The following is a 20,472-nucleotide window of genomic DNA, read 5'->3' on the forward strand; positions in this document are numbered from 1 at the left end:
AATATCGGGTTATAAATGGAGGTTCCGCGTGACGTACCATGTATATTGCAGTTTTCAATGTTTATCCCCCAAATCGAACCTTCATTTATATAAGAAACCTTTGCGTATCAATTTACCTTAACCATCGTTACAAACTCTGCCGAATCCGTATCAAATGTCATGCTCTTAACAAACCCAAGTTTTTCATATAAATGCAATGCACGTTCATTAAACGTGGCTACAGTTAAGCGTAAACCCTTCTCCATATAGTTCACTTGAACCTTTTGAAAAATAAAAGAACAAAATTCAAATCCATATCCCTTGCCGGTTAAGCCTGGTTGCATCCCAAATCCGACATCAACCATATCTTCTAGATACGCTCCAAATCGATTTCCGATAGGTACTTGGGCTGATTCTCCAATACAAAAGAAACCAATTAGTTCATTTTCCTGATTAACTACAGCATAATATTGGTTATCAAGAAATTCTTCTAAAGATTCATCATCCGCTTCATTGTTGTAAAAATCATAAGGCTTTACATATCTCCAATTTAAAATTTCCAATGCACGTTCTTCAGTCATGTTTTTTAAAAATAAATCCACTTTAATCTTCCTTTCATAGCGAACACAGGTAACTGTTTTCAATCAGAACCTTCTTTTCCTCAATGTATTTCCACTGCTCATTTATTCACACTTCAATTTTGAATAGTTAGAATATTTCATTCACAATACCACTATACCACAAATAACAACGGAATAATAATCGGAATGGACAAAACTTCTTGCAATTTAACATAATACACGACATATAGTGGAATTGATGCTATCTTTAAGTCAAAAGATTCAAAAGGAGAAATAAATGAAAAAACAACTTGCATTGAATATGGTAATAGTATTTTTCGTTCTTAGTGGGTGTTCCATGTTAGAGGATGCCAATAACTCCTTAAATTACGTAAATGAATCAACAGAGTATATTAATAATCTTCGTACATTTGCAGAAGACGCTGCTTCACTTGAAGGAGCAGACTTGGAGGCAAGATTGGAAAAACTAAAAGGAAATATTCAGGATTTCTTGGAACTTGAAGCCCCGGATTTTGCCGCAAATGTTCACAAAGAATTAGAAGCCAAAAGCCAGGTATTACTCGATGCAACGAACAATGTATTACAAAGTGGTGAAATAGCTATTGATCAATTGCAGCAATCGGAAATTTTCCAAACCATTGGCAATATAACGGATCTATTAAATCAGATTGAACAATTGGGACTATAATCGGGACATGGGACCAGAGCCATCGTTCCAATTACAAACGAAAACGGGACAAGGAACCCCTTGTCCCGACTAACCCCTAATTTGATCTTTTTCGCTTCTTGCTCTTTCCTTTATCGGCAGGAAAGAATGAATAAATATACTGATTAACAGCCATGCCCCTCCTGCAGCAAATCCACCTAAAACATCCATTGGGAAATGAACCCCTAAATAGACACGACTAAATCCAATTAGGACTATTAATGCGGATACAAGCAGCCAGGTCCAGAATCGTTGCTTTTTTGTTTTGACTATATAGCTGCAAATTAAGAATGCCAGCAATCCATAAAATGCTGTTGAATTCATGGCATGACCACTTGGAAAGCTATAATAACCTGCATGAACTAAATGCTCCAGGTTAGGTCTAGCAACTTCAAAAACAGATTTTAGAATACGATTAATTAGCCGTACACTGATAATATTAAACGCTACCAATCCAGCAACCCAGTAGTACCTTTGGAAAACGAAATACATAACTAACAATCCAGTTAACGGCAGTTGAAAATAACCTGACCCAATGTTCGTAATACTAGTAAGAACAGAGGTCCAACCATCACCTAAAAAGTTATAAAGCTTAACAGCAACCGCTGTATTAAGATCTGACCAATGCGAATCGTGGTAGGTGAATGAAAATATAACAACTATTATCATCAAAAAAAGGGTTCCAGCAATTAAAAATCCTCGTTTTCCTTTTCGCGATAATGGCATAATAAAGTCCTTTCACAGCTGAAAATTATATTTTTCGCCCTCCATAAATTAGTATATCTATAAGCTGCTTTTTGTATTCTCAATCGATAAATCGAAATAAGTCCCCCATTATAATGTCGTCAGAGAGCTGTAACTCTTTCCGTACAGTATCTAGGTATGGTGAACATTTTTTACCTTCCACCACTTGTTCGGAATTTCTGTCATAACACAAATTATCCAGGTAAGCATAATCACGTGCTACCATACTTCCATCCCTAAAAATAACTGGTTTGTCTTTATCTCTTGAGAACAAATTATGACTAAAAGAAGTCTGTTGATAAGGAGATATTCCCAGTAAATGGAGGATAGTTGCACGAATGTCTATTTCGCCGCCGATTGTGTCTATTATTCTACCTTTCTGTCCAGACATATGGATAATTAATGGGACCTGCTGCAAATTCAGATGGTTCAGAGGAGTATTTTCCTGACCCAGCAATTCATGAACTCCCTTTTCATATTTTTTTGAAATTCCATAGTGATCACCGTAAATGACAAATAATGTGTCCTCATACATACCTTGCTCTTTTAGTAATTCAAAAAAACGCTTAAGCGCCGCGTCTTCATACCTAACTGTAGTTACATACCGGTTGACAACACCCTCTTCCGTATCAGCCTGTTCAATCATTTGATCCTCCTCATCTAACAGAAAAGGGAAATGATTGGATAACGTAATAAATTTCGCCATGTACGGTTCAGGCAAGGCAGCAAGATCATCCATTGATTGTTCGAAAAAGGGTATGTCCTTAATTCCGTAATTAATCGAGTTTTCTTCCGTTACATCGTAATTTTGTTTCGCATAAAAGTGTTCATAGCCAAGTGTGCGATACATTTGATCGCGATTCCAAAACTCAGCGTCGTTGCCATGAAAGGTATAGGCTTTATAATCGCCATTTTCCTTTAAAATAAGTGGCAGTGATTGAAAGTTATTTTCCGGTCGCCGCACAAAAACAGAACCACTCGGCATCGGATATAATCCAGTATCCACCATAAACTCCGCATCAGATGTTTTTCCTTGAGCTGTTTGATCATAAATATTGGAAAAATAATAGCTGTCTTTAATTAAATCATTAAGAAAAGGCGTTATTTCCTCTCTATTTACAGTTTCATTTATAACAAAGTTTTGTGTCGATTCTAAGCTAATCAGTACAACATTTTTCCCCTTAGCTATTCCAAATAAGTCCGATTGTTCTTTATCGTTATTTTGTATATAACTATTTACCGCTTGAGCATCCGCTTCATTGGACAAAGCCTTTTCAATTGGTGCCTTCACACCATAAATCATATTAACTATCTGATAATTATATAGGCCAAGGGAATCTACAAGCTGCTCACGATTATACTCTGTTTCAAGTATATGTGGGTTTTGCAGCACACTTAGACCAATCGTAACGGCAATCAACGCTAATCCTGAAAGTGCATATTTCTTTTTTCCCGGCATCATTAATTGCTTGCGTTTCTTTCTCATTGAAAAGATTAGAAAACCAACAACAAAGATATCAATAAAGATCAATATATCGAAAGGTGAAAGCAATTCGACCGTACTTGGTCCTAATCCTCCAACATTGTTTAATTGAAGCAGGACGGATACGGTAACAAAGTCGATATAGAAACGATAATATAGTAAATTCGCATATAAAATTCCCGTTACCAGTACATAAATAACCATTAAACTAATTGGATGAACCCGTTTACTAAAAAGAAAACTGATACCAATGAAAAGCATTAGCGTTCCAATCGGACTAATGATTAATAAAACAACATCCAGCCAAGATACAATTGTCACATCAAAACAAAATAGCGTTACGAGTACAGTCTTGATCCACAAAAAAATGACTGTAGAAGCAATTATATGATTAGATAAATAGGCCGCTATTTTTTTCATCTTCTGTTCCCTTTTCTTCTAAATACTGTTTATATTGATTTTTTATTATATCAATTGCCTTCATGACACTCTCATATTTCTGTTCACCCATTAATGCTATTTGAAACCAATTTCGTCTAAGCAAATAGCCGCTTTCATAGCTTACATGCACCCCAAATGATTTTAAATGGTCACCAAAATCTCTTGAAGACATCCCGTTAGACAAGCTGGCCGTAATAATCCCAGGCGAATATCCATCCCCTCTAAGGACGGTCATCCCCACAGAATTAAATTCATGACAAATTTTATCAGCAAGTTCCTTGATTGTGGGCTGCGGATTAGATAATGCAGCTTCTAAGGCCAGCAAACCATTAAATGAATGTGTGTAAGGCACACTCTCATATGCTTGATATCGTCCAATATCCAGGTAATTGGGGATTCTTTCATTCGGTAAAATTTCTTTTCGGTGAAATACGATGGCAATCCCAGGGTAGGATGCTAACCCTTTTCCACTAACAGTACTTGCTAAATACACACCCTTTAAATCAACTGGAAATACACCTACAGTACTGCAGGCATCGACACATAAATGGACATTATGCTTATTACAAACTGCCTGCAAATCGTCCAATGGAAAGACATAACCGGTAGACGTATCACAATGCACTGTCCAAAGCCACTTGATATCCGGATTTTCTGCTAAAACACTTTCAATTTCTTCTATTGTAATAGATGTATTCCATTGTTTATAAATTTTTTCAAAGGAGAGCCCCCATCTATTTCCATGATCAATTAAACGTTCTCCAAATTCCCCATTAGCTAAAATCAATCCTCTGCCGAAATGGACAGACAACTGTGCAGCTACCATATCATTTGCAAGTGTGCCTGTTCCAACAACAATTTCCGCATAATTTGCATTGGTTAGATTACATAATTGATGTTGTACATTTTTTACCGTCTCCCGAAACTTGGATGAACGATGTGATATGGGAGGTTCTTGCCATGCTTTTTTCACTGCTTCAGGAATCTCAACAGGGCCAGGAAGAAAGTTATGATAGAACCTTTTTTCTTCCCGCTGCATTAACCTTTGAAAAACTTTAGATGACAATTCAAAGTTCTTCTTTGTTAAGAACATTGGCTGATATGGTGCTTTCTCAGTACCGACAAGTGGTCCAAATGCTTGGAATCCAATATGCTTATAGAGTTTCCTTTGTCTTACAGTTCCAGAAATCAAGGCCATATTATATCCTTGTTCTAAACAATAAGAAACGAGCTTTTCACACATTCCATAAAAAATACGCCCGCCACGATACCTCGTTTTAATGGAAAGCAGCCTTACTTCACAGGGTAAGGCTTGTTCAGGCAAATAAGTATCAAGATTGTCCAGTTTTTGATCCAGTGAAAATGGCCGTTTTCCGTTAACAGAAATCATGCCAATGACCTCATCTTCTTTTTTCGCGATTATATATGTATTCTCATGATTAAAACGATCGATTAATTTTCTTTCCGAATTTGTTTGGTGTTGAGGAATTTCCTCTACAAATGTTTCATAATTTAATTGATATATTTGCTCCATTTCATCAGCATACTCAGCTATTTTATACTGAATATGTGTAGTAGAATGACTCATTTCAATCCCCATTTCTATGCACAAGTATAACGATTGATAACATAACTAAAAATATTCCTGCCAGTATAAATTTGCTCAAAATCAGCAGGGTAACAGGAATTGTGGAAAGGCCAATTAAACCTATGATTGTAAAATTTCTCTTAACCTTTAAACCTATCAACACCGTTAAACCGACTATCACAAGTGTAATTGGCGCAAGCACTAAAGCAGCAGCTAAATAGACAACCACACCTTTTCCGCCCCGGAAGTTAAGCTGCGCTGGCCAAATATGACCTGCTAAAACCGCTAAGGCTATACCTCCAAGTACCAATAAGGATGTATCGAAAAAGTAAAATACAATGGTTAATGGTACTGCCGTTTTTAACGCATCAATTATAACAGTATATACAAATGCCGATCGGCCAAATACTCTTCCCGCATTTCTAGCCCCAGCATTAGTACTTCCAAGTTGCCTGATATCCTTCTTTGAAACAATCTTTCCAACATAGTAAGCGCCATTCAGACATCCGAACAAATAGGAAATGCATAGTATAATAATTTCTAACAGAGGCTTCACCCCTTACATTCGAAATAACTATCCATCATTATTTTAACATTAATATACAATTAGGGCTAAATGCATTATAACTATGATTATGAAAATTCACATTAAAAATATGCTTAGAGATTCCCCCTAAGCAAACAAGCGATATAAATAATATTCGGTTGTTGCCCAATCTATGAAGACTCATTCCATTTGATTTCGCCAACTTCATCCATTTATTTATTTATGGTTTACTATGTCCGTAAATATTTATAACCCGTAGCATTGCAGCATAAATCGTTATGTTAGATCTTCGTTTTGGCTACCCGGCATTTAAAAGGGTAGCATCTTACGTAAAATCCGTATTTGCCCCCTATGATTAAGTTCATCTTCAAAAACATGGAACCAAATGAAATAATTGTTTGAGCTGACATCCCCCCAAAGCCTTTCTTCATACAACCATTTATCATCTCTTTGTTTCAGTTCTTCTAAAGTTCTATTTCTAACTTCATTTAACCGTTCGACATAAAACTCCAAATGGTTTCCTTTGATTTCAGTTCGGCCTAAATCCCCAAGCACATATGCTGCACCCCATTTGTCCATCTCACTCTCATTAGGTCTTCTCCCATCGAATATCTCAATTTGAAAACCCGTTTCAACCGCTGCCATATGTAATAACAGTGCCCCAATTGAATTACTTTTCTCATTTACTACATAATCGAGTTGTTCCATATTTAAGCCCTTTACAGCATCTAGCGTTGTAGAACGTGCGTAATCATCATTGAAATCAAATGTCCAATTTGAATACCCGTCTATTTCTGATATTTTTATTTCCATCCTATCCCCCCGATCTATATATTTAATTTGCTTTCTTCAGATTCATATTGTTACCCTTTACCATTACGTTCATTGCCTCGTTTAAAGTTTCCGGTGACTTTCGCCAATAATAACTGTACAGCTTTTTCATCGGCAGCCTGATCAATTTTGGTTAAAAGTTTTTCTGCTTGTTTACCTTTTAATACCTTTACTTGCTTACCTTCATAATCTATAAAAATAGTATTGTTTTTCGTAACGCTATAACGAAACAAATCACCATCTAGGCGATTTCGTTTATCAATACTCAAGCGTAATCACCACACTTCTTTTTATGAAATACGTGTACCATTTTCAACCGTTTCATCAGGCCGTAACAGTACCACATCTCCATCTTCCGGAACACCGCCAATGACTAAAACCTCAGATTTATAACCAGCGACACGCATTGGAGGAAAATTCACTACCCCTACTACCTGCCTGCCAATAAGCTGTTCTGGTTCATATCGATATGTAATTTGTGCAGAGGATTGTTTTATCCCGATTTCCCCAAAATCCACCTCAAGTTTTATTGCAGGTTTTCGCGCTTCCGGGAACGGTTTCGCATTTACCACAGTGCCTACACGAATATCCAACTCCATAAAGTTATCAATAGTTGCCATAATCAAACCCCCAGATTTCTTTTTATAATTATTTCTACTAAAGCAGGTAAATTCCTTCAAAAAAGGCGCAATTCTTTTTTAGAATTTGCACCTTTACAATTGTTTATTGTTGATTATATTTTCTATTCCTTCTTTTGTTGATAAACTTCCTTATAATTGGATAAATAATCGGTCCATATTTTATAAGTCGTCTTATTAATCGTCCCATGTTTAATCCTCCGTCTAAATTATAGATTATTTATCACTTATAATTCCTTGCCTGGGATATTTTAAACACACGAAAATTTAATTTAGCATACGGCAGCAGCAGTTTTAATTAAGCCTCAATCTGCTCCATTAATTGCCAAACCATTTTAGACAGCTGATTTACTTCATGTTCATAATCTGATTGTTCAAAAACATGGGATAAAGACATTAATACACTTTCTAATAAAAAGGTACGTGGCCATTCTGCTTGAAGCTCATCTTGCAGAAACTTAATATAATCGGACTTTTTCTGATCGATACGTTCCATTTTTCCTACCTTTTTATCAAGTCTTTCCAATTTAACAAGTACCTTCTTTTTCATTTCCGTACTATCCGTTACTGAAGGATCGATTGACATGGGAAGCCAATCATTCTGAAAGAAAACTTCCTTAGACTGCATTTGCTCTTCAATAATTGGTTTCAATCGATTTAGTGCAAATTGAATGACTTCTTCAGATGCAATCTCCTTACTTGTACCCAATTTCCATACATGCATTAAATGGTGAACCATACCTAATAACATTACTGCATGATCCAGTGAATACCTCCTATTCTCAAAACGAAACACTTCTGTAATTCTTGTTGAAAGCCATTTTAGTTCCTCAATATGCTGGTTTTTTAAAAGCGTTTTCAAGTCTGTATCATCCGAAACCGATACAGATTCAAAGACTGCCATAATACTGTGCTTGCGATTAATGTTCATTCGTATGGCAATTTGTGCAACAAGCACTTTCTCATTATCCTTCAATTTCCCATGTGCAAGCTCTTTCCGTTTTTGGTCGCCTTCTTCTTTTACAAACTCCAATATCGCCATTAAGCATTCGTTCTTTGAAGCAAAGTAATTATAAAAAGTACCTTTTGCGATTCCCGCTTCATCCAAAATATCTTGAATCGAAGTTAGGGCAAATCCTTTTTCAATAAATAATCGGTGTGCAGCATCTATAATTTGTTTCTTTTTAGCGTTCATAATACCACCTTTTTGTAACGTTAGTCTATTTAAAATTTTAAGCCATAAACCTTAATATATCAATTATTTTAATTGTAAGCGTTTTTAGGGGTTGCTATTTTTAGACTATCGGTATAAAATACTTAAGTATTAAATTAAGGATAGTAATTTTTAATGAAAGAAGGAATGAAAGGGTATGTCAGAATCTAGCTCTCTTCAACATAAACCACCCTATGGCATGATTGCTGTTTTATTTATTGGAGCGTTTGTAGCCATTTTGAATGAAACTTTGTTAAACGTTGCACTTCCATCTATTATGGAGGAATTTGAAGTTAATGCAACCGCGGTTCAATGGTTATCAACTGGTTATATGCTGATCAATGGAATATTGATCCCTGCAAGTGCATTTTTAATTCAGCGTTTCACGAATAGAAACCTGCTTATTATTGCAATGACTTTATTTACAGCTGGTACATTGCTCGCAAGCTTAGCACCAACATTCGGAATACTGCTTGGGGCAAGAATGATTCAAGCATCAGGCTCAGCTATCATGATGCCACTGTTAATGAATGTAATGCTAACTGCTTTCCCAGTAGAAAAGCGTGGTGCAGCGATGGGTACGTTTGGTCTGGTTATGATCGTAGCTCCCGCACTTGGACCAACAACATCAGGCTGGATCATCGAACATTACAGCTGGAGAATGCTGTTTGATATTGTATTGCCGATTTCTGCTTTAACATTAATTTTTGCAATATTTAAGGCAAAAAATGTCACACCTCAACGGGCAATCAAACTTGATGTAATTTCCATCATTTTATCAAGCTTAGGTTTTGGAGGATTATTATATGGCTTCAGCTCTGCTGGAGACAAAGGATGGGATAGTCCATACGTATACGGCACAATAATTATTGGGGTAATTTCTCTTATCAGCTTTACTCTGCGTCAATTACGTATGGATGATCCAATGCTTGAATTCAGGATTTTTAAATATCCAATGTTTGCATTATCATCGGCAATTTCAATTGTAATTGCGATTGCTATGTTTTCAGCCATGATTTTAATGCCAATCTACGTGCAAACAATTCGTGGAATTTCGCCAATGGAATCAGGCTTGCTCATGCTTCCAGGTGCTTTGGTGATGGGAGTTATGTCGCCAATTACTGGTAAATTATTTGATAAATACGGAGCACGTACACTAGCAGTAATTGGTCTAACGATTACGATTGTCACAACGTACTATTTCAGCAAAATTGATATGCACACTTCATACGCAAATCTTGTATGGCTCTATACCTTCCGCATGTTTGGTATGTCGATGGTAATGATGCCTGTAATGACGAACGGATTGAATCAGCTTGCAATGAAAGACAATCCACACGGAACTGCTATGAATAATACATTACAGCAAGTTTCTGGTGCAATCGGATCTGCCTTGTTAATTACAGTAATGAACAATCGCACGGAGTCTGAAGCAACGAAATTAGCTGCAGATGCAATGGCTAATATGGATCCAAGCGCCGCACAGCCATCAGCACAGGCTGCTGCTGAAATACAGCAGCAGATTATAAATGAAGCAATGCTGCATGGCATTAATTTTACTTTCTTTATATCAACATTAATTGCAACAGTAGCGCTTATCTTAGCCTTTTTCATTAAAAGGGTGGAACCACATCATGTTGATTCCGCTAAAGAAAATGTCGCTGTAGACCCTGCAAAAGTGGCCACTGAATAATATGCTCTTAAAAAGAGGCAGTTCTTAGAGTGCTAAGAACTGCCTCTTTTTTAATTATGATCCGTGGCGATTTTTCCTTTGCTTTTTACTTTTAAATCGAATAATAAAGGAATCAATGATTAATCCGTAAATAAAGAATGTAAACAAGTGCACAACATAGGAAGTGGCTAGCAATTTGTTTTCCTGTACATTAACCATCCAATTGCGGTAAGGATCCACGTTAATAATTTCATTTAACACAGGATTCATTTTTATAAGTAAAATATTGTTATCATCATAGCCTAGAATATTATAAATAATGATTATGATACTTATAATCGGCAGCCAAAAAGAAAACATTTTAAACATGAATATCACCTCTGCAATATTATATTGCTGAGCCAGACAGAACGTTTCAGATTTCCATTTAAAAAACGTTCTTAACTGATTGCAGATTGATGATTATCAACATTTCATCCAACCGATTATTATAGGTGCTGCCAACAACACGATTGAAACACAAATTAATGTCACGGTAATTTTCTTTGGTAATTTCTCTCTGCCTTTCCCCTTATACCATCCAGAAAACTGCAATTTATTTCTATAAAAAACGAAAAGTAACGTATAAATGCCAATCGCACCTATCCATTGATACTTTTGGATAGTAGTGTTTATTGCGTACACTTCCCCTAATAATAACCACGCCACAACACCAAGTATGGCAAAAATAATAATGATTCTTAATAATTCTAATACGACTTTCATGCTAGTACTCCATTCTCTTTTCCGCAGACTTTAATTAAATACCATTCGTATTCATTAAAACAATTCTCCAGCCATCGGGATCTTCAATTGTAATTCCCTTTTCTTCCCAATAAGCGTTCTCAGGCTCCACTTCCGGATACCCCATTTCAAACAATCTTTCCGCAATTTTCGTAAGCTGTTCTTTGCTTGGAATGTACAAAACCAGCAAATTATCTTCTGTTGGCGCCGGGCACGGACTGCCATTTACATGCTTCGTAAATTCAAGATGATAGGATGTTCCAGGTAGACCATATATCACACCGCTGTAACCATCATGGTGTGAAAAATCAGTTAATCTGGGCAATCCAACTCCCTTTTCGTAGAATTTAATAACTTCTTCAAATTTATCTGTTGGTCTTGCTACCCTAATTTGTGCTACTGTAAAATCTTTGAATTCCAATTTCTATCTCTCCCTCGTATAATTAAACAAATTCGGCATTACTGGAATTGCAGGTACACGTTAGAATTTGGCTATAAATCTATTAGCAGTGCTTCGTTCCTGTCTAACTTTTGAATATCCATACCCTTCCGCTTGGTGAATCATTTTGCTCTACTATATATTCTATTACTATCATGATTTTCCTTCATACGTATGATAGAATCAAACCTAACTTTACAAATGGAGACCATAATTATGACTGAAAAAGAAATGATTGACTATATTAAAATATCCTTTCCCGATTTAAAGATAAATGCTGTACAGGTTAATCGGGATGGATGGGATAACACTATTATCATAATTAATCAAGAAATAGTATTTCGATTCCCCAAAAATAATGATATCGCTTGGAATGTGGTTGTAGAGACAAAGTTATTGAAAGGTTTACATAAATTGGAGCCAGAAATAACTATTCCAGATTATACGATCTTGCGTGATGAAAATGATGAGTTAAAATGTGTATATTACCGTTTTATTAAGGGGGTTTCTGTGAAGGAAGGACGAATAAATCTTACGAAGAAAAACGCACAAATATTGGGGGACTTTTTAACGAAGCTGCATAGTATGAAGCCTGACTTAAAATTAAATTCGGTCCAGACACCTGATTACTGGAATAATCTATATCATTCAGTTCATAACAAAATCTTTCCTTATTTAAATGAGAAACAAAAAAATGAAATAAATGACACCTTTTTATCGTTTTTAAATAGTAATTTTTCCAGTTCTATTAAAAAGTCGGTAATCCACGGCGACCTTACCGCATCAAATATAATCTGTGATGGTTCTGGAATGATAAATGGCATTATCGATTTCACAGACGCGCAGCTTGGTGATCCAGCATTTGATTTTGCAGGATTTTATTGGAATTTCGGTCCTGATTTCACGAAGGATGTTTTATCCTATTATAATGGTGCTGAATCAGCCGAATCATTGTATACGAGGGTTAAGAGCTTTTATGGACTTCAGCCAATTTTTCATGAATTATTGTACGCAATTCAGCATGACATAACTATTGATTGGGAGACCGCGCTAAAAAAATTTTTTAAGCTCAAAGGTAATGGTTAAGGCGATGTCTCCCTTAATTACTATTCAAAAATTTTATTTTTCTGCAGTGAAGGCGGACATGCATAGTTATACTCTTTAATTTTCTTGTTAATATCTTTAATACGTTTTCGTTTTTCTTTATCCCCCAAATCACTAAGCTTTTCTTTCATGGCATCGATTTCTTTACTTAGTTTGATCCATTTCGGCAATATATTATTATCTTTTAATGTCTTGTAAATTTGTTTGTCAGGATTATTGAAATAGTTGTTATCCAATTTCAGCGGCTTGCCTTTTCCCGGCAGGTCATCAAATAATCCATCTTTTTCTGCCTGCCTAATGATTTCCGTCATATGGTCGGTATATTCGTGATCATTGCTCATAATAAATTCCTCCAGTGAATTCGATTTATGTATGAAACAACTGTATAACTATCATTGATTAATAAACGCAGCGATTGCCTTATTGAATGCAAGTGGGTCCTCCATATATGGGTGGTGTTTGCTATTTAGAACATTTACCATAGAATTATAAAATTTAAAGGTTTGATGGTGGGCTGGACCAATTGCATCATCATACCTTCCCGTAATAACCAGTACTGGCACGTTTATCTTATCAGTAATCCTTGTAAAGTCCTGAAAGTATTCTTCTGCCGAAAATATGAATTGTTGAAACGAAGGATCCGTATCCAGATACTTATCCAATTTATCCATTTCTGTTTTATTACCAAGGTTTTTAAATTGCAAATTAAAGTATTTCCCGCTGTTTATTAATTTTTCCAAAGTCGAATAAAACACAGTCATAAAGGAAGGAAGATCATCTGTTGGTATATCGATTGGCTTCTCGTTTAGAATTTCCCTTCCTTTTTTAATTTGATGACTAAAGGAATCGATCATATTTAATGTAGCATTTGTAAGAATTATCCCTCGCGTTCTTAAACGATATTTATAAGCATAATTAACAGCAAGAATCCCACCAAATGAATGGCCCATAACATACCACTCATCAATACCTAATTGTTCTCTAACCTCTTCAATGTCATCTACTAGTCTATTCAATGAATAATTTAGTTTGTCATCATAAGCAGATCGGCCACAGCCTCTCTGATCTAAATAAATCATTTCCATATTCTCTTCCAGATACTTACCTGAAAAATGCTGAAATGTTTTGCTCCAATAACCTGGACCACCGTGTAAATATATACATGGTATCCCCCCGCCTTTCCTTTCAACGTACAGGCTAATACCATCACCTGTCATTATATTCATTATCATGCCTCCTTCATATATCACAACTAAATTTCTTTTAACAATTCACTCTAGTCATCTCACCAAGTTCAATACGATTTCCATCTGGATCCTGGAAAACAGCTATTGTGCCCCAATCAAATGCTAAACGTTTTTGGTAAAAATTCACGCCACGTTTTTCCAGTTTCATAACCTCGGTTTCTAGTGAATTGACATTGAACCTCAATACAACAGGATTTTGACTCCGGTCTTTTTCACTTTCAGATCCAACTCCGCCTTTTTCAACCATAAGATAACCACTAGGAATATTATATGTAACTAAGCTATCCTCCTCATTACGCACTTCAAGCTGTAAAACTTCTTTATAAAAATGGATACATTTCTGATAACGGTCAACAAATAATATTACCCCGAATTCTTTAAAATTCATGTGGCACCTCCCGTCAATCCTTATCCAAATCATCGTCTAAAAATGACTTTTTATCATTTTTAATAATACTATCCGTTCCATACTTCTCCCTTATTATTTTCCCCACTTCAGAATTATCGATGCCATTTCTAACAGCCGCTTGGATAATAAGATAAAGAATAAAAAGTCCAATTATATATAAAACTAAATTAATAAGGAAACCCAATTTGAACACCTCGCTTTATATCTATAATTGTATCGATAATGGCAAGGAATGGCAAAGTAATTTCAAGAATATTTTCTACTATTAATGCAAAAAAGAGAACCTGCTTATGAAGCCAGTTTCTCCTGTTTCTGTCCCAGATTTTTATATTTCGTAACATAAGGCACAAAAAAACTAATGACAACTCCTGATAACAGTGCATTAAGCAGTGTTCCAATGCCTATTGCTCCATCGAAAAAATATGCTAAAACGACAAGTACTACACTAATTAGAGCACGTGAATAAGTCATGCTCCATTCCGTTATTTTTGAAAGGATAAGCATGGAACGGTCCATTGGATTTGGGGCAAATGTTGACTGCAAATATACCGCCACACCAAGACCAATTAAAACAATTCCAAGCCCTAGATACACAGTCTGCCCAACCCAGGTCACTGGCACTGCCCATGATTTCAATAAAAATAACCATGCATCAATACCAAGACCAGTAATCAGGGACGTTAGCAAGGCATAGTATTCCGGTCTTTTTTTCTCTGCAAGGGCATTACAAAGAACCATTGAAAGACCGACAACGATTTCCCAGCTGCCAACAGTTAATCCAAATGTCCGATGCAACCCAACAAGAAGGGAATCAAACGGTGATGCACCCAATTTTGACTGGATTGTAAGTGCTATACCCAGTGTCAAAATGATAATACCTATAATGTATAAATGAAATCCGGCACGCATTAGCCGCATGACTGCACCTCCCTTAAAAACATTAGTTGCTAAATTCTCCTAATACTATAACAGGAAACCAATCTAAGGTCCATGAGTGGCATAATCCCGATAAATTTAATAAGATTTATATTATACTACTTTTACTGGAGTGAATAAATGTGTCTAATCTATTTAAACCTTTTATAAACAATGAACGTCAACAACGATTATTTGATAAAGCTGATAAAATCGCTGATCTTGTTAAACAAAGAGTACCGGAAGCTGAAAAAACTGCGACCTTGCCAAAAGAAAATTTACAGGATTTAAAAAGTGAGGATTATGTTTCACTGCCGCTTCCTAATGAATACGGTGGACAAAATTTAAGTCTTTACGAATTAATTCTTATGCAGGAAAGACTGGCAGCAGGTGACGGTGCAACAGCGCTATCAATAGGATGGCATATGGGAATAGTGATGGAATTAAGTGAGCAGCAACTGTGGCCCAAAGATAAATTTAACATGATAGCGAGTGAAATTGTCAACCATCAGAAAGTGCTAAACCGAGCATCAACGGAACCAGCTACCGGAAGTCCCACACGTGGTGGTAAACCGGAAACTAATGCTGTAAAAGATGGAGACTTTTATATCTTAAATGGTAGAAAATCATTTACATCGATGGCTAGTAGTTTAGATTATTTTGTTGTCTCCGCCTATGTAGAGGATAAGGAAGCAGTCGGCTGGTTCCTTATCGATAAGGACACACCAGGCATAAGTGTTGATCATACGTGGGATACGCTTGGCATGCGTGGTACTGGAAGTGATGACTTAGTTTTACATGATGTGAAATTAGCAGACGATCTGCTTGTTGAATTAGCTAGTGAAGAACCTAGAAAACCAAAAGGATGGCTTCTGCATATCCCTGCTTGCTATTTAGGAATTGCCATTGCCGCAAGAAACGATGCAATACTTTTTGCGAAAAGCTACCAGCCAAATAGTTTAGATACTACTATTTCCGAAGTTCCGCATGTCAAACAAAAGATTGGTGAAATGGAATTAAAATTGATGCAGGCCAGACATTTCATGTATCGAATTGCGGAAAAATGGGATGAAAAACCTGAAGAGCGAGACTTGCTTGGCCCGGAACTTGCTGCTGTCAAGACAGTAGCTACCAATACCGCCAACGAGGTAGTTGACCTTGCAATGCGGATTGCAGGTGGAAGGGGTCTTGCGAAAGGTTCCCGTTTTGAACAATATTATCGTGATGTAAGAGCAGGGCTTCATAATCCGCCAATGGACGATATGGTAATTCAAATGCTCGCAGGACGCGCATTGAAATAATGAGAGTGAGGCGGGACATGGGGTCTGACCCCATGTCCCGCCGTTTCCTCTTTATAAAAACAGGTTTAGTATTAGATAAACGATTCCCGCCAGCATAGCGGTTATAGGCAGGGTGATGACCCATGTGATAAGCATTCTTTGTGCGACACCCCAATTTACACCTTTTACGCGATGTGAGGCACCGACGCCTAATATTCCAGAAGAAATGACATGTGTTGTACTAACAGGCAGATGAATTAACGTTGCCCCGAATATAACAGCCGCACCAGTTAAATCCGCAGCTACTCCATTGACTGGACGGATTTTCATAATCTTGCCACCGACTGTTTTTATAATTCTCCAGCCGCCAACAGATGTACCAAGTCCCATAGCAAGTGCACAGGAAAGCTGTACCCAAAATGGAATTGCGGTAGATTCATGCATACCACCAACAATTAATGCCATTGTGATAATCCCCATCGATTTTTGCGCATCGTTAGTACCGTGTGAAAATGATTGCAGCGCGGCGGTAAAGATTTGTACGATACGAAATCGTTTATTTGTTTTCGCCAGGTTACTGTTTTTGAATATCACTTTTATGATGCCATAGAAAATGAACCCTACTACAAATGCAAGTACTGGAGAGACAAGTAAAGCAATTATAATCCCTGATAAACCACCGAAATTGATGGCAGAAAAACCGGCAGATGCAATAACCGCTCCAACAACCGAACCGATAATCGCATGTGAGGAACTACTTGGAATTCCGAAATACCATGTAATCAAATTCCATGTAATTGCCGAAATTAATGCCGCTAAAATGACAACCATGCCATTTTCAAGGTCAAATGGATCCGTAATACCACTAGTGATCGTCTTAGCAACGCCAGTGAATGTCAATGCCCCAATTAAATTCATTACTGCCGCCAATAAAACGGCCCTTCTTGGGGTTAATGCTTTTGTTGAAACGGAAGTGGCGATTGCATTTGCGGTATCATGAAATCCGTTAATAAAGTCAAAGGCAAGAGCAAATATTACAATTAATATGATCGTTACAAAAAGTATGTCCATTGTTAATCCCTCATTACGCGTTTTTCATGATAATGCTTTGGAGTGTGCTTGCTACATCTTGGCAATAATCTGCAATTTCCTCAAGGGTTTCATATATTTCCTTGTATTGGATTACCTTTATGGAGTCTTTCTCCGTTTGAAAAAGGTTTTTCAACGACTTACGGTATAAATCATCACAATTACTCTCATATTCCTTTATTTTAATTGCATGCTGTTCTACATCTTTTAATCCATTATTAGCTATTAAATGCATGGAAGCTAAAATTTCTTTCGAGCATTTTAATATGTTGTCAGTGAATCGGTCCATAAAATCATCAGAAGAAACGATTTGATAGATATCCATCATTGCTGAGAATTCTTCCATCCCATCTATGATATCATCTAAATTCATGGTAAGCTGCATGATATCCTCGCGCTCGATTGGTGTTATAAATGCTTGGTTTAAATCCTTGATCACCTGATGCACTTTATCATCAGCTTCAGATTCATACTGTTTAATCGTATTTGCAAATTCCCTCAGTGTATCGGTATCCTTCACTTTGAAATTAACAAAAAAATCGACCGTCTTGTCCAAGTGTTCTGCAAAATCGACTAAGTAAAGTGAAAATTTATCTGCCTTTTTTTTAAACATTTCATACCCTCCAGTTGAAATTAAGGAACCACTAACTCATTATTTCGATTACGATTTTAATTAAAACAAAATCCTTACATATCATATCAAAAAATTAGATAAAACAATAGAATTTTGTCGACTTTTCTTTTTCGAACTCGTTTTAATTATGCACGAACTTCTTCAAATTCATCAAGGTTTATAAATTGCATCGGATTTTGGGCAACATACTGACCAGCCTACACATGCCGTACCTCTTTTCAATATACTGCAATAAGCATGAAGGGAGGTTTTTCTAGTTTTTTATGCGGGGCCTGTTTTTCATGGTCCTTGGAATAGTTTTTGTATTGGCATTTCCAATAACACTGAACCAATTTATTTTTGATAACAATTCTGGAAAATCAAATGACCCACCTGCTGAAGAGAGTTACAACTCAAATTCTGATCAAAGCGACCGGGATAAAGATAAGCTATTATGGGGTGTTGATTCCGCTAGTCAAACGGATGAAGATTTATACCAATGTGTTAAAAGCAATTTCGGTGACCCTGAAGTATGGGGACGATATTTAGCCGATAAAGAAGGGGTTTCTGAAGGATTGGATTGTGATGAAACAGTTTACCTTCATGATAAAGATGTAAAGGTTCCCGTTATTTATAATCACTTTACTGTTGCAACCGGCTACGATAATGGTGCAGAAGAAGCTGAACAAGCAATTGATTATGCAGTTGAATTAGGGGTACCAGAAGGGGTTGCACTATTTAGGGACATTGAACCAAACTCCCCTGTGAATTTCAGGGTTGGCAATATGCACTAGATGCACAAAAGTGTACAATCGACGAATATAGTTGAAGGAGAAATGCTGGATTTTTTATGGTAACCGGAGGAAAATAAAATATGAATTCAATCGAAAATGGATTGAATTCATATTTACCTTTTTATCCCAGAATTGCTACCTTAAATTACTGGCTCTTTTGCCGAATAATCAAGGATAACCGTGTAAGTTTCAAAATGAATCGTTTCGTAAACTTTCAGGAGAACGAAAACACTTAATTTGTTAATAATAGGAAAGCAACCAAATCCCTAACATGAATACAACCAGTCTAAAAATATCGTATCCTAGGAAACCACTAGACAAACCAAGCAAGCTTACAATACTATATTAACCAAATGAATTATTCTCTTACTCATAGTCCATTGCCTTCCGGGGCTTTAACTTTTCCAGAATCTGATAGTCGTTTGACTTTGACATAGATATGTTGTTTGCACCGGCAAACTTAACAAGATTCTCATAAACTTTAACAGGTCTAAATGCAATAATGCGTATATTCAATCCTTTCTCCATTTGGATAACTGCCCCTCTTGTTGACCAGCCGTATCGTTTGAATATTATCTTTTGAATCTGAACCGCGGGAAGTTCTTTTTTATAGATTGATATGGAGAAAAGCGTTATGTGATAAGACAAACCGTTTTTACTAATTTTAAGGGTATATTGAATAAAGATGGTTGCAACTAAAAGCAGACATAGCAAAACTTCCAATAAAACTAATGCACTATGTTCCGTATCACCTAATGCCTGAATTAATATTACGAATAAAATTGTTTGATATGCAGTTTGATGTTTTGCAGTAGATTCATAGGTCAACTTTAACCCTCCATCCTTAATTGAGTTAAATGATGCTGCAGTTCCTGGATCTCACTGCCAAAATGACTCAACTGAACGATAATAATTACCAAGAGAAGTATAAGGAATAATGGAACAGATACCTTCGAATTAGAAATGATTGGTATCTTGGACTTTTTGAAGAAAACGAGGCATACGATAAGCAAGGAAACAAGTGCTGAACCCAATTCCCAGTCATTTTCAAGCAATTGTTCCGTGTTTAAAATATAAAGCAGCTTACCAACATTTTGATCACTTACAGGAACAGTTGTATCTTCATCAGAGAAACGTTCGTGTATAAATAATTTGTCATGATTTTCATTCAGTTCAAATGAATATCCACTAGAATGTAAAGCAAAAAGCTGGGATAGTGCAATTAAGAAATACATTATGGCCATGAATAATGCTGCATACTTCGCCAATTTCCGAAATATCTCTTTTTCCTTTTCGCCCATCTGTATCTTCCTCTTTATATAATCATTTTTCTTTTTTACGAAGACTTTTCCAACAAATTTATTATTACTTACACA

General features: G+C 36.3%; 27 protein-coding genes. 5 read left to right on the forward strand and 22 right to left on the reverse strand.

Translation table 11 applies throughout. The annotated features are described in order from the left end of the window. Window positions 1-107 precede the first annotated feature (107 nt). Entirely contained in the window at window positions 108-623 is a 516-nt protein-coding gene (locus IEV74_RS15625; RefSeq protein WP_308419006.1) for a GNAT family N-acetyltransferase, read from the reverse strand. Between the two features lie 214 nt (window positions 624-837). Between IEV74_RS15625 and IEV74_RS15630 the strand changes: the two genes are divergently transcribed. Then, window positions 838-1,248, forward strand: a complete 411-nt coding sequence (locus IEV74_RS15630) for a DUF6376 family protein (RefSeq protein ID WP_188456310.1) — start codon at window positions 838-840, stop codon at window positions 1,246-1,248. A 69-nt stretch (window positions 1,249-1,317) separates the two neighbouring features. Here the strand turns inward: IEV74_RS15630 and IEV74_RS15635 are convergent, their stop codons facing one another. From IEV74_RS15635 to IEV74_RS15670, 9 genes are all read right to left on the reverse strand, one after another. Further along, complete coding sequence (locus IEV74_RS15635) at window positions 1,318-1,992, reverse strand: phosphatase PAP2 family protein (protein ID WP_188456311.1); 675 nt, start codon at window positions 1,990-1,992, stop codon at window positions 1,318-1,320. A 79-nt stretch (window positions 1,993-2,071) separates the two neighbouring features. Further along, window positions 2,072-3,913 (reverse strand): LTA synthase family protein, encoded by a 1,842-nt coding sequence (locus tag IEV74_RS15640; RefSeq protein WP_188456312.1) that lies wholly within the window; start codon window positions 3,911-3,913, stop codon window positions 2,072-2,074. Next, the gene (locus tag IEV74_RS15645; RefSeq protein ID WP_188456313.1) at window positions 3,885-5,522 is read right to left on the reverse strand and encodes an aminotransferase class V-fold PLP-dependent enzyme; all 1,638 of its coding nucleotides are present in this window, start codon (window positions 5,520-5,522) and stop codon (window positions 3,885-3,887) included. The genes IEV74_RS15640 and IEV74_RS15645 overlap by 29 nt, the downstream gene beginning before the upstream one ends. Before the next feature lies 1 nt (window position 5,523). Continuing rightward, window positions 5,524-6,078, reverse strand: coding sequence for a glycerol-3-phosphate acyltransferase (locus IEV74_RS15650; protein WP_229683216.1), 555 nt, complete (start codon window positions 6,076-6,078; stop codon window positions 5,524-5,526). Between the two features lie 300 nt (window positions 6,079-6,378). Continuing rightward, entirely contained in the window at window positions 6,379-6,882 is a 504-nt protein-coding gene (locus IEV74_RS15655; protein ID WP_188456314.1) for a DinB family protein, read from the reverse strand. A 50-nt stretch (window positions 6,883-6,932) separates the two neighbouring features. Next, window positions 6,933-7,169 carry a hypothetical protein gene (locus IEV74_RS15660; RefSeq protein ID WP_188456315.1) on the reverse strand — a complete coding sequence of 79 codons (237 nt, stop codon included), beginning with the start codon at window positions 7,167-7,169 and terminating at the stop codon, window positions 6,933-6,935. Window positions 7,170-7,190: 21 nt separating this feature from the next. Further along, complete coding sequence (gene csaA / locus IEV74_RS15665) at window positions 7,191-7,520, reverse strand: chaperone CsaA (protein WP_188456316.1); 330 nt, start codon at window positions 7,518-7,520, stop codon at window positions 7,191-7,193. Window positions 7,521-7,623: 103 nt separating this feature from the next. Next, entirely contained in the window at window positions 7,624-7,728 is a 105-nt protein-coding gene (gene yxzF, locus IEV74_RS20090; protein WP_506016888.1) for a small protein YxzF, read from the reverse strand. Window positions 7,729-7,836: 108 nt separating this feature from the next. Beyond that, the gene (locus IEV74_RS15670; protein ID WP_188456317.1) at window positions 7,837-8,733 is read right to left on the reverse strand and encodes a TetR/AcrR family transcriptional regulator; all 897 of its coding nucleotides are present in this window, start codon (window positions 8,731-8,733) and stop codon (window positions 7,837-7,839) included. Window positions 8,734-8,908: 175 nt separating this feature from the next. On the opposite strand from IEV74_RS15670, the gene IEV74_RS15675 reads away from it, so the two are divergent. Next, complete coding sequence (locus IEV74_RS15675) at window positions 8,909-10,444, forward strand: DHA2 family efflux MFS transporter permease subunit (protein ID WP_188456318.1); 1,536 nt, start codon at window positions 8,909-8,911, stop codon at window positions 10,442-10,444. Between the two features lie 54 nt (window positions 10,445-10,498). Here IEV74_RS15675 and IEV74_RS15680 read toward each other — a convergent pair whose 3' ends face one another. From IEV74_RS15680 to IEV74_RS15690, 3 genes are all read right to left on the reverse strand, one after another. Continuing rightward, window positions 10,499-10,792 carry a hypothetical protein gene (locus tag IEV74_RS15680; RefSeq protein ID WP_188456319.1) on the reverse strand — a complete coding sequence of 98 codons (294 nt, stop codon included), beginning with the start codon at window positions 10,790-10,792 and terminating at the stop codon, window positions 10,499-10,501. A gap of 96 nt (window positions 10,793-10,888) precedes the next feature. Next, the gene (locus tag IEV74_RS15685) at window positions 10,889-11,188 is read right to left on the reverse strand and encodes a hypothetical protein (protein WP_188456320.1); all 300 of its coding nucleotides are present in this window, start codon (window positions 11,186-11,188) and stop codon (window positions 10,889-10,891) included. Window positions 11,189-11,222: 34 nt separating this feature from the next. Then, complete coding sequence (locus IEV74_RS15690) at window positions 11,223-11,627, reverse strand: VOC family protein (RefSeq protein ID WP_188456321.1); 405 nt, start codon at window positions 11,625-11,627, stop codon at window positions 11,223-11,225. A gap of 234 nt (window positions 11,628-11,861) precedes the next feature. On the opposite strand from IEV74_RS15690, the gene IEV74_RS15695 reads away from it, so the two are divergent. Next, complete coding sequence (locus IEV74_RS15695) at window positions 11,862-12,731, forward strand: phosphotransferase (protein ID WP_188456322.1); 870 nt, start codon at window positions 11,862-11,864, stop codon at window positions 12,729-12,731. A gap of 20 nt (window positions 12,732-12,751) precedes the next feature. Here the strand turns inward: IEV74_RS15695 and IEV74_RS15700 are convergent, their stop codons facing one another. The 5 genes from IEV74_RS15700 to IEV74_RS15720 form a co-directional block, all read right to left on the reverse strand. Then, complete coding sequence (locus tag IEV74_RS15700) at window positions 12,752-13,090, reverse strand: DnaJ family domain-containing protein (RefSeq protein ID WP_188456323.1); 339 nt, start codon at window positions 13,088-13,090, stop codon at window positions 12,752-12,754. A gap of 51 nt (window positions 13,091-13,141) precedes the next feature. Then, window positions 13,142-13,975, reverse strand: a complete 834-nt coding sequence (locus IEV74_RS15705) for an alpha/beta fold hydrolase (RefSeq protein WP_188456324.1) — start codon at window positions 13,973-13,975, stop codon at window positions 13,142-13,144. A gap of 37 nt (window positions 13,976-14,012) precedes the next feature. Beyond that, complete coding sequence (locus IEV74_RS15710) at window positions 14,013-14,384, reverse strand: VOC family protein (RefSeq protein WP_188456325.1); 372 nt, start codon at window positions 14,382-14,384, stop codon at window positions 14,013-14,015. 13 nt (window positions 14,385-14,397) lie between these two features. Further along, complete coding sequence (locus tag IEV74_RS15715) at window positions 14,398-14,598, reverse strand: hypothetical protein (protein ID WP_308419007.1); 201 nt, start codon at window positions 14,596-14,598, stop codon at window positions 14,398-14,400. Between the two features lie 95 nt (window positions 14,599-14,693). Then, on the reverse strand, window positions 14,694-15,323 hold the full coding sequence (locus IEV74_RS15720; protein ID WP_188456327.1) for a YczE/YyaS/YitT family protein: 630 nt from the start codon (window positions 15,321-15,323) through the stop codon (window positions 14,694-14,696). Between the two features lie 140 nt (window positions 15,324-15,463). Between IEV74_RS15720 and IEV74_RS15725 the strand changes: the two genes are divergently transcribed. Beyond that, the gene (locus tag IEV74_RS15725) at window positions 15,464-16,621 is read left to right on the forward strand and encodes an acyl-CoA dehydrogenase family protein (RefSeq protein ID WP_188456328.1); all 1,158 of its coding nucleotides are present in this window, start codon (window positions 15,464-15,466) and stop codon (window positions 16,619-16,621) included. 51 nt (window positions 16,622-16,672) lie between these two features. On the opposite strand, the gene IEV74_RS15730 is transcribed toward IEV74_RS15725, so the two are convergent. Further along, a complete protein-coding gene (locus IEV74_RS15730; RefSeq protein ID WP_188456329.1) occupies window positions 16,673-17,671 on the reverse strand; it encodes an inorganic phosphate transporter in 999 nt (332 codons plus the stop codon). Window positions 17,672-17,684: 13 nt separating this feature from the next. Further along, window positions 17,685-18,302 carry a DUF47 domain-containing protein gene (locus IEV74_RS15735; RefSeq protein WP_188456330.1) on the reverse strand — a complete coding sequence of 206 codons (618 nt, stop codon included), beginning with the start codon at window positions 18,300-18,302 and terminating at the stop codon, window positions 17,685-17,687. A 326-nt stretch (window positions 18,303-18,628) separates the two neighbouring features. Between IEV74_RS15735 and IEV74_RS15740 the strand changes: the two genes are divergently transcribed. Continuing rightward, window positions 18,629-19,096: a glycoside hydrolase family 25 domain-containing protein gene (locus tag IEV74_RS15740; protein WP_188456331.1), complete on the forward strand. Its 468-nt coding sequence runs from the start codon at window positions 18,629-18,631 to the stop codon at window positions 19,094-19,096. A 366-nt stretch (window positions 19,097-19,462) separates the two neighbouring features. On the opposite strand, the gene IEV74_RS15745 is transcribed toward IEV74_RS15740, so the two are convergent. Together IEV74_RS15745 and IEV74_RS15750 are read right to left on the reverse strand one after the other, a co-directional pair. Beyond that, window positions 19,463-19,924, reverse strand: a complete 462-nt coding sequence (locus IEV74_RS15745) for a hypothetical protein (protein WP_188456332.1) — start codon at window positions 19,922-19,924, stop codon at window positions 19,463-19,465. 2 nt (window positions 19,925-19,926) lie between these two features. Further along, window positions 19,927-20,364, reverse strand: coding sequence for a hypothetical protein (locus IEV74_RS15750; RefSeq protein WP_229683217.1), 438 nt, complete (start codon window positions 20,362-20,364; stop codon window positions 19,927-19,929). Window positions 20,365-20,472: the final 108 nt, after the last annotated feature.

Origin of the sequence: Virgibacillus oceani, from assembly GCF_014638995.1 — a bacterium.
Taxonomy (GTDB): Bacteria; Bacillota; Bacilli; order Bacillales; family Amphibacillaceae; genus Virgibacillus_E; species Virgibacillus_E oceani.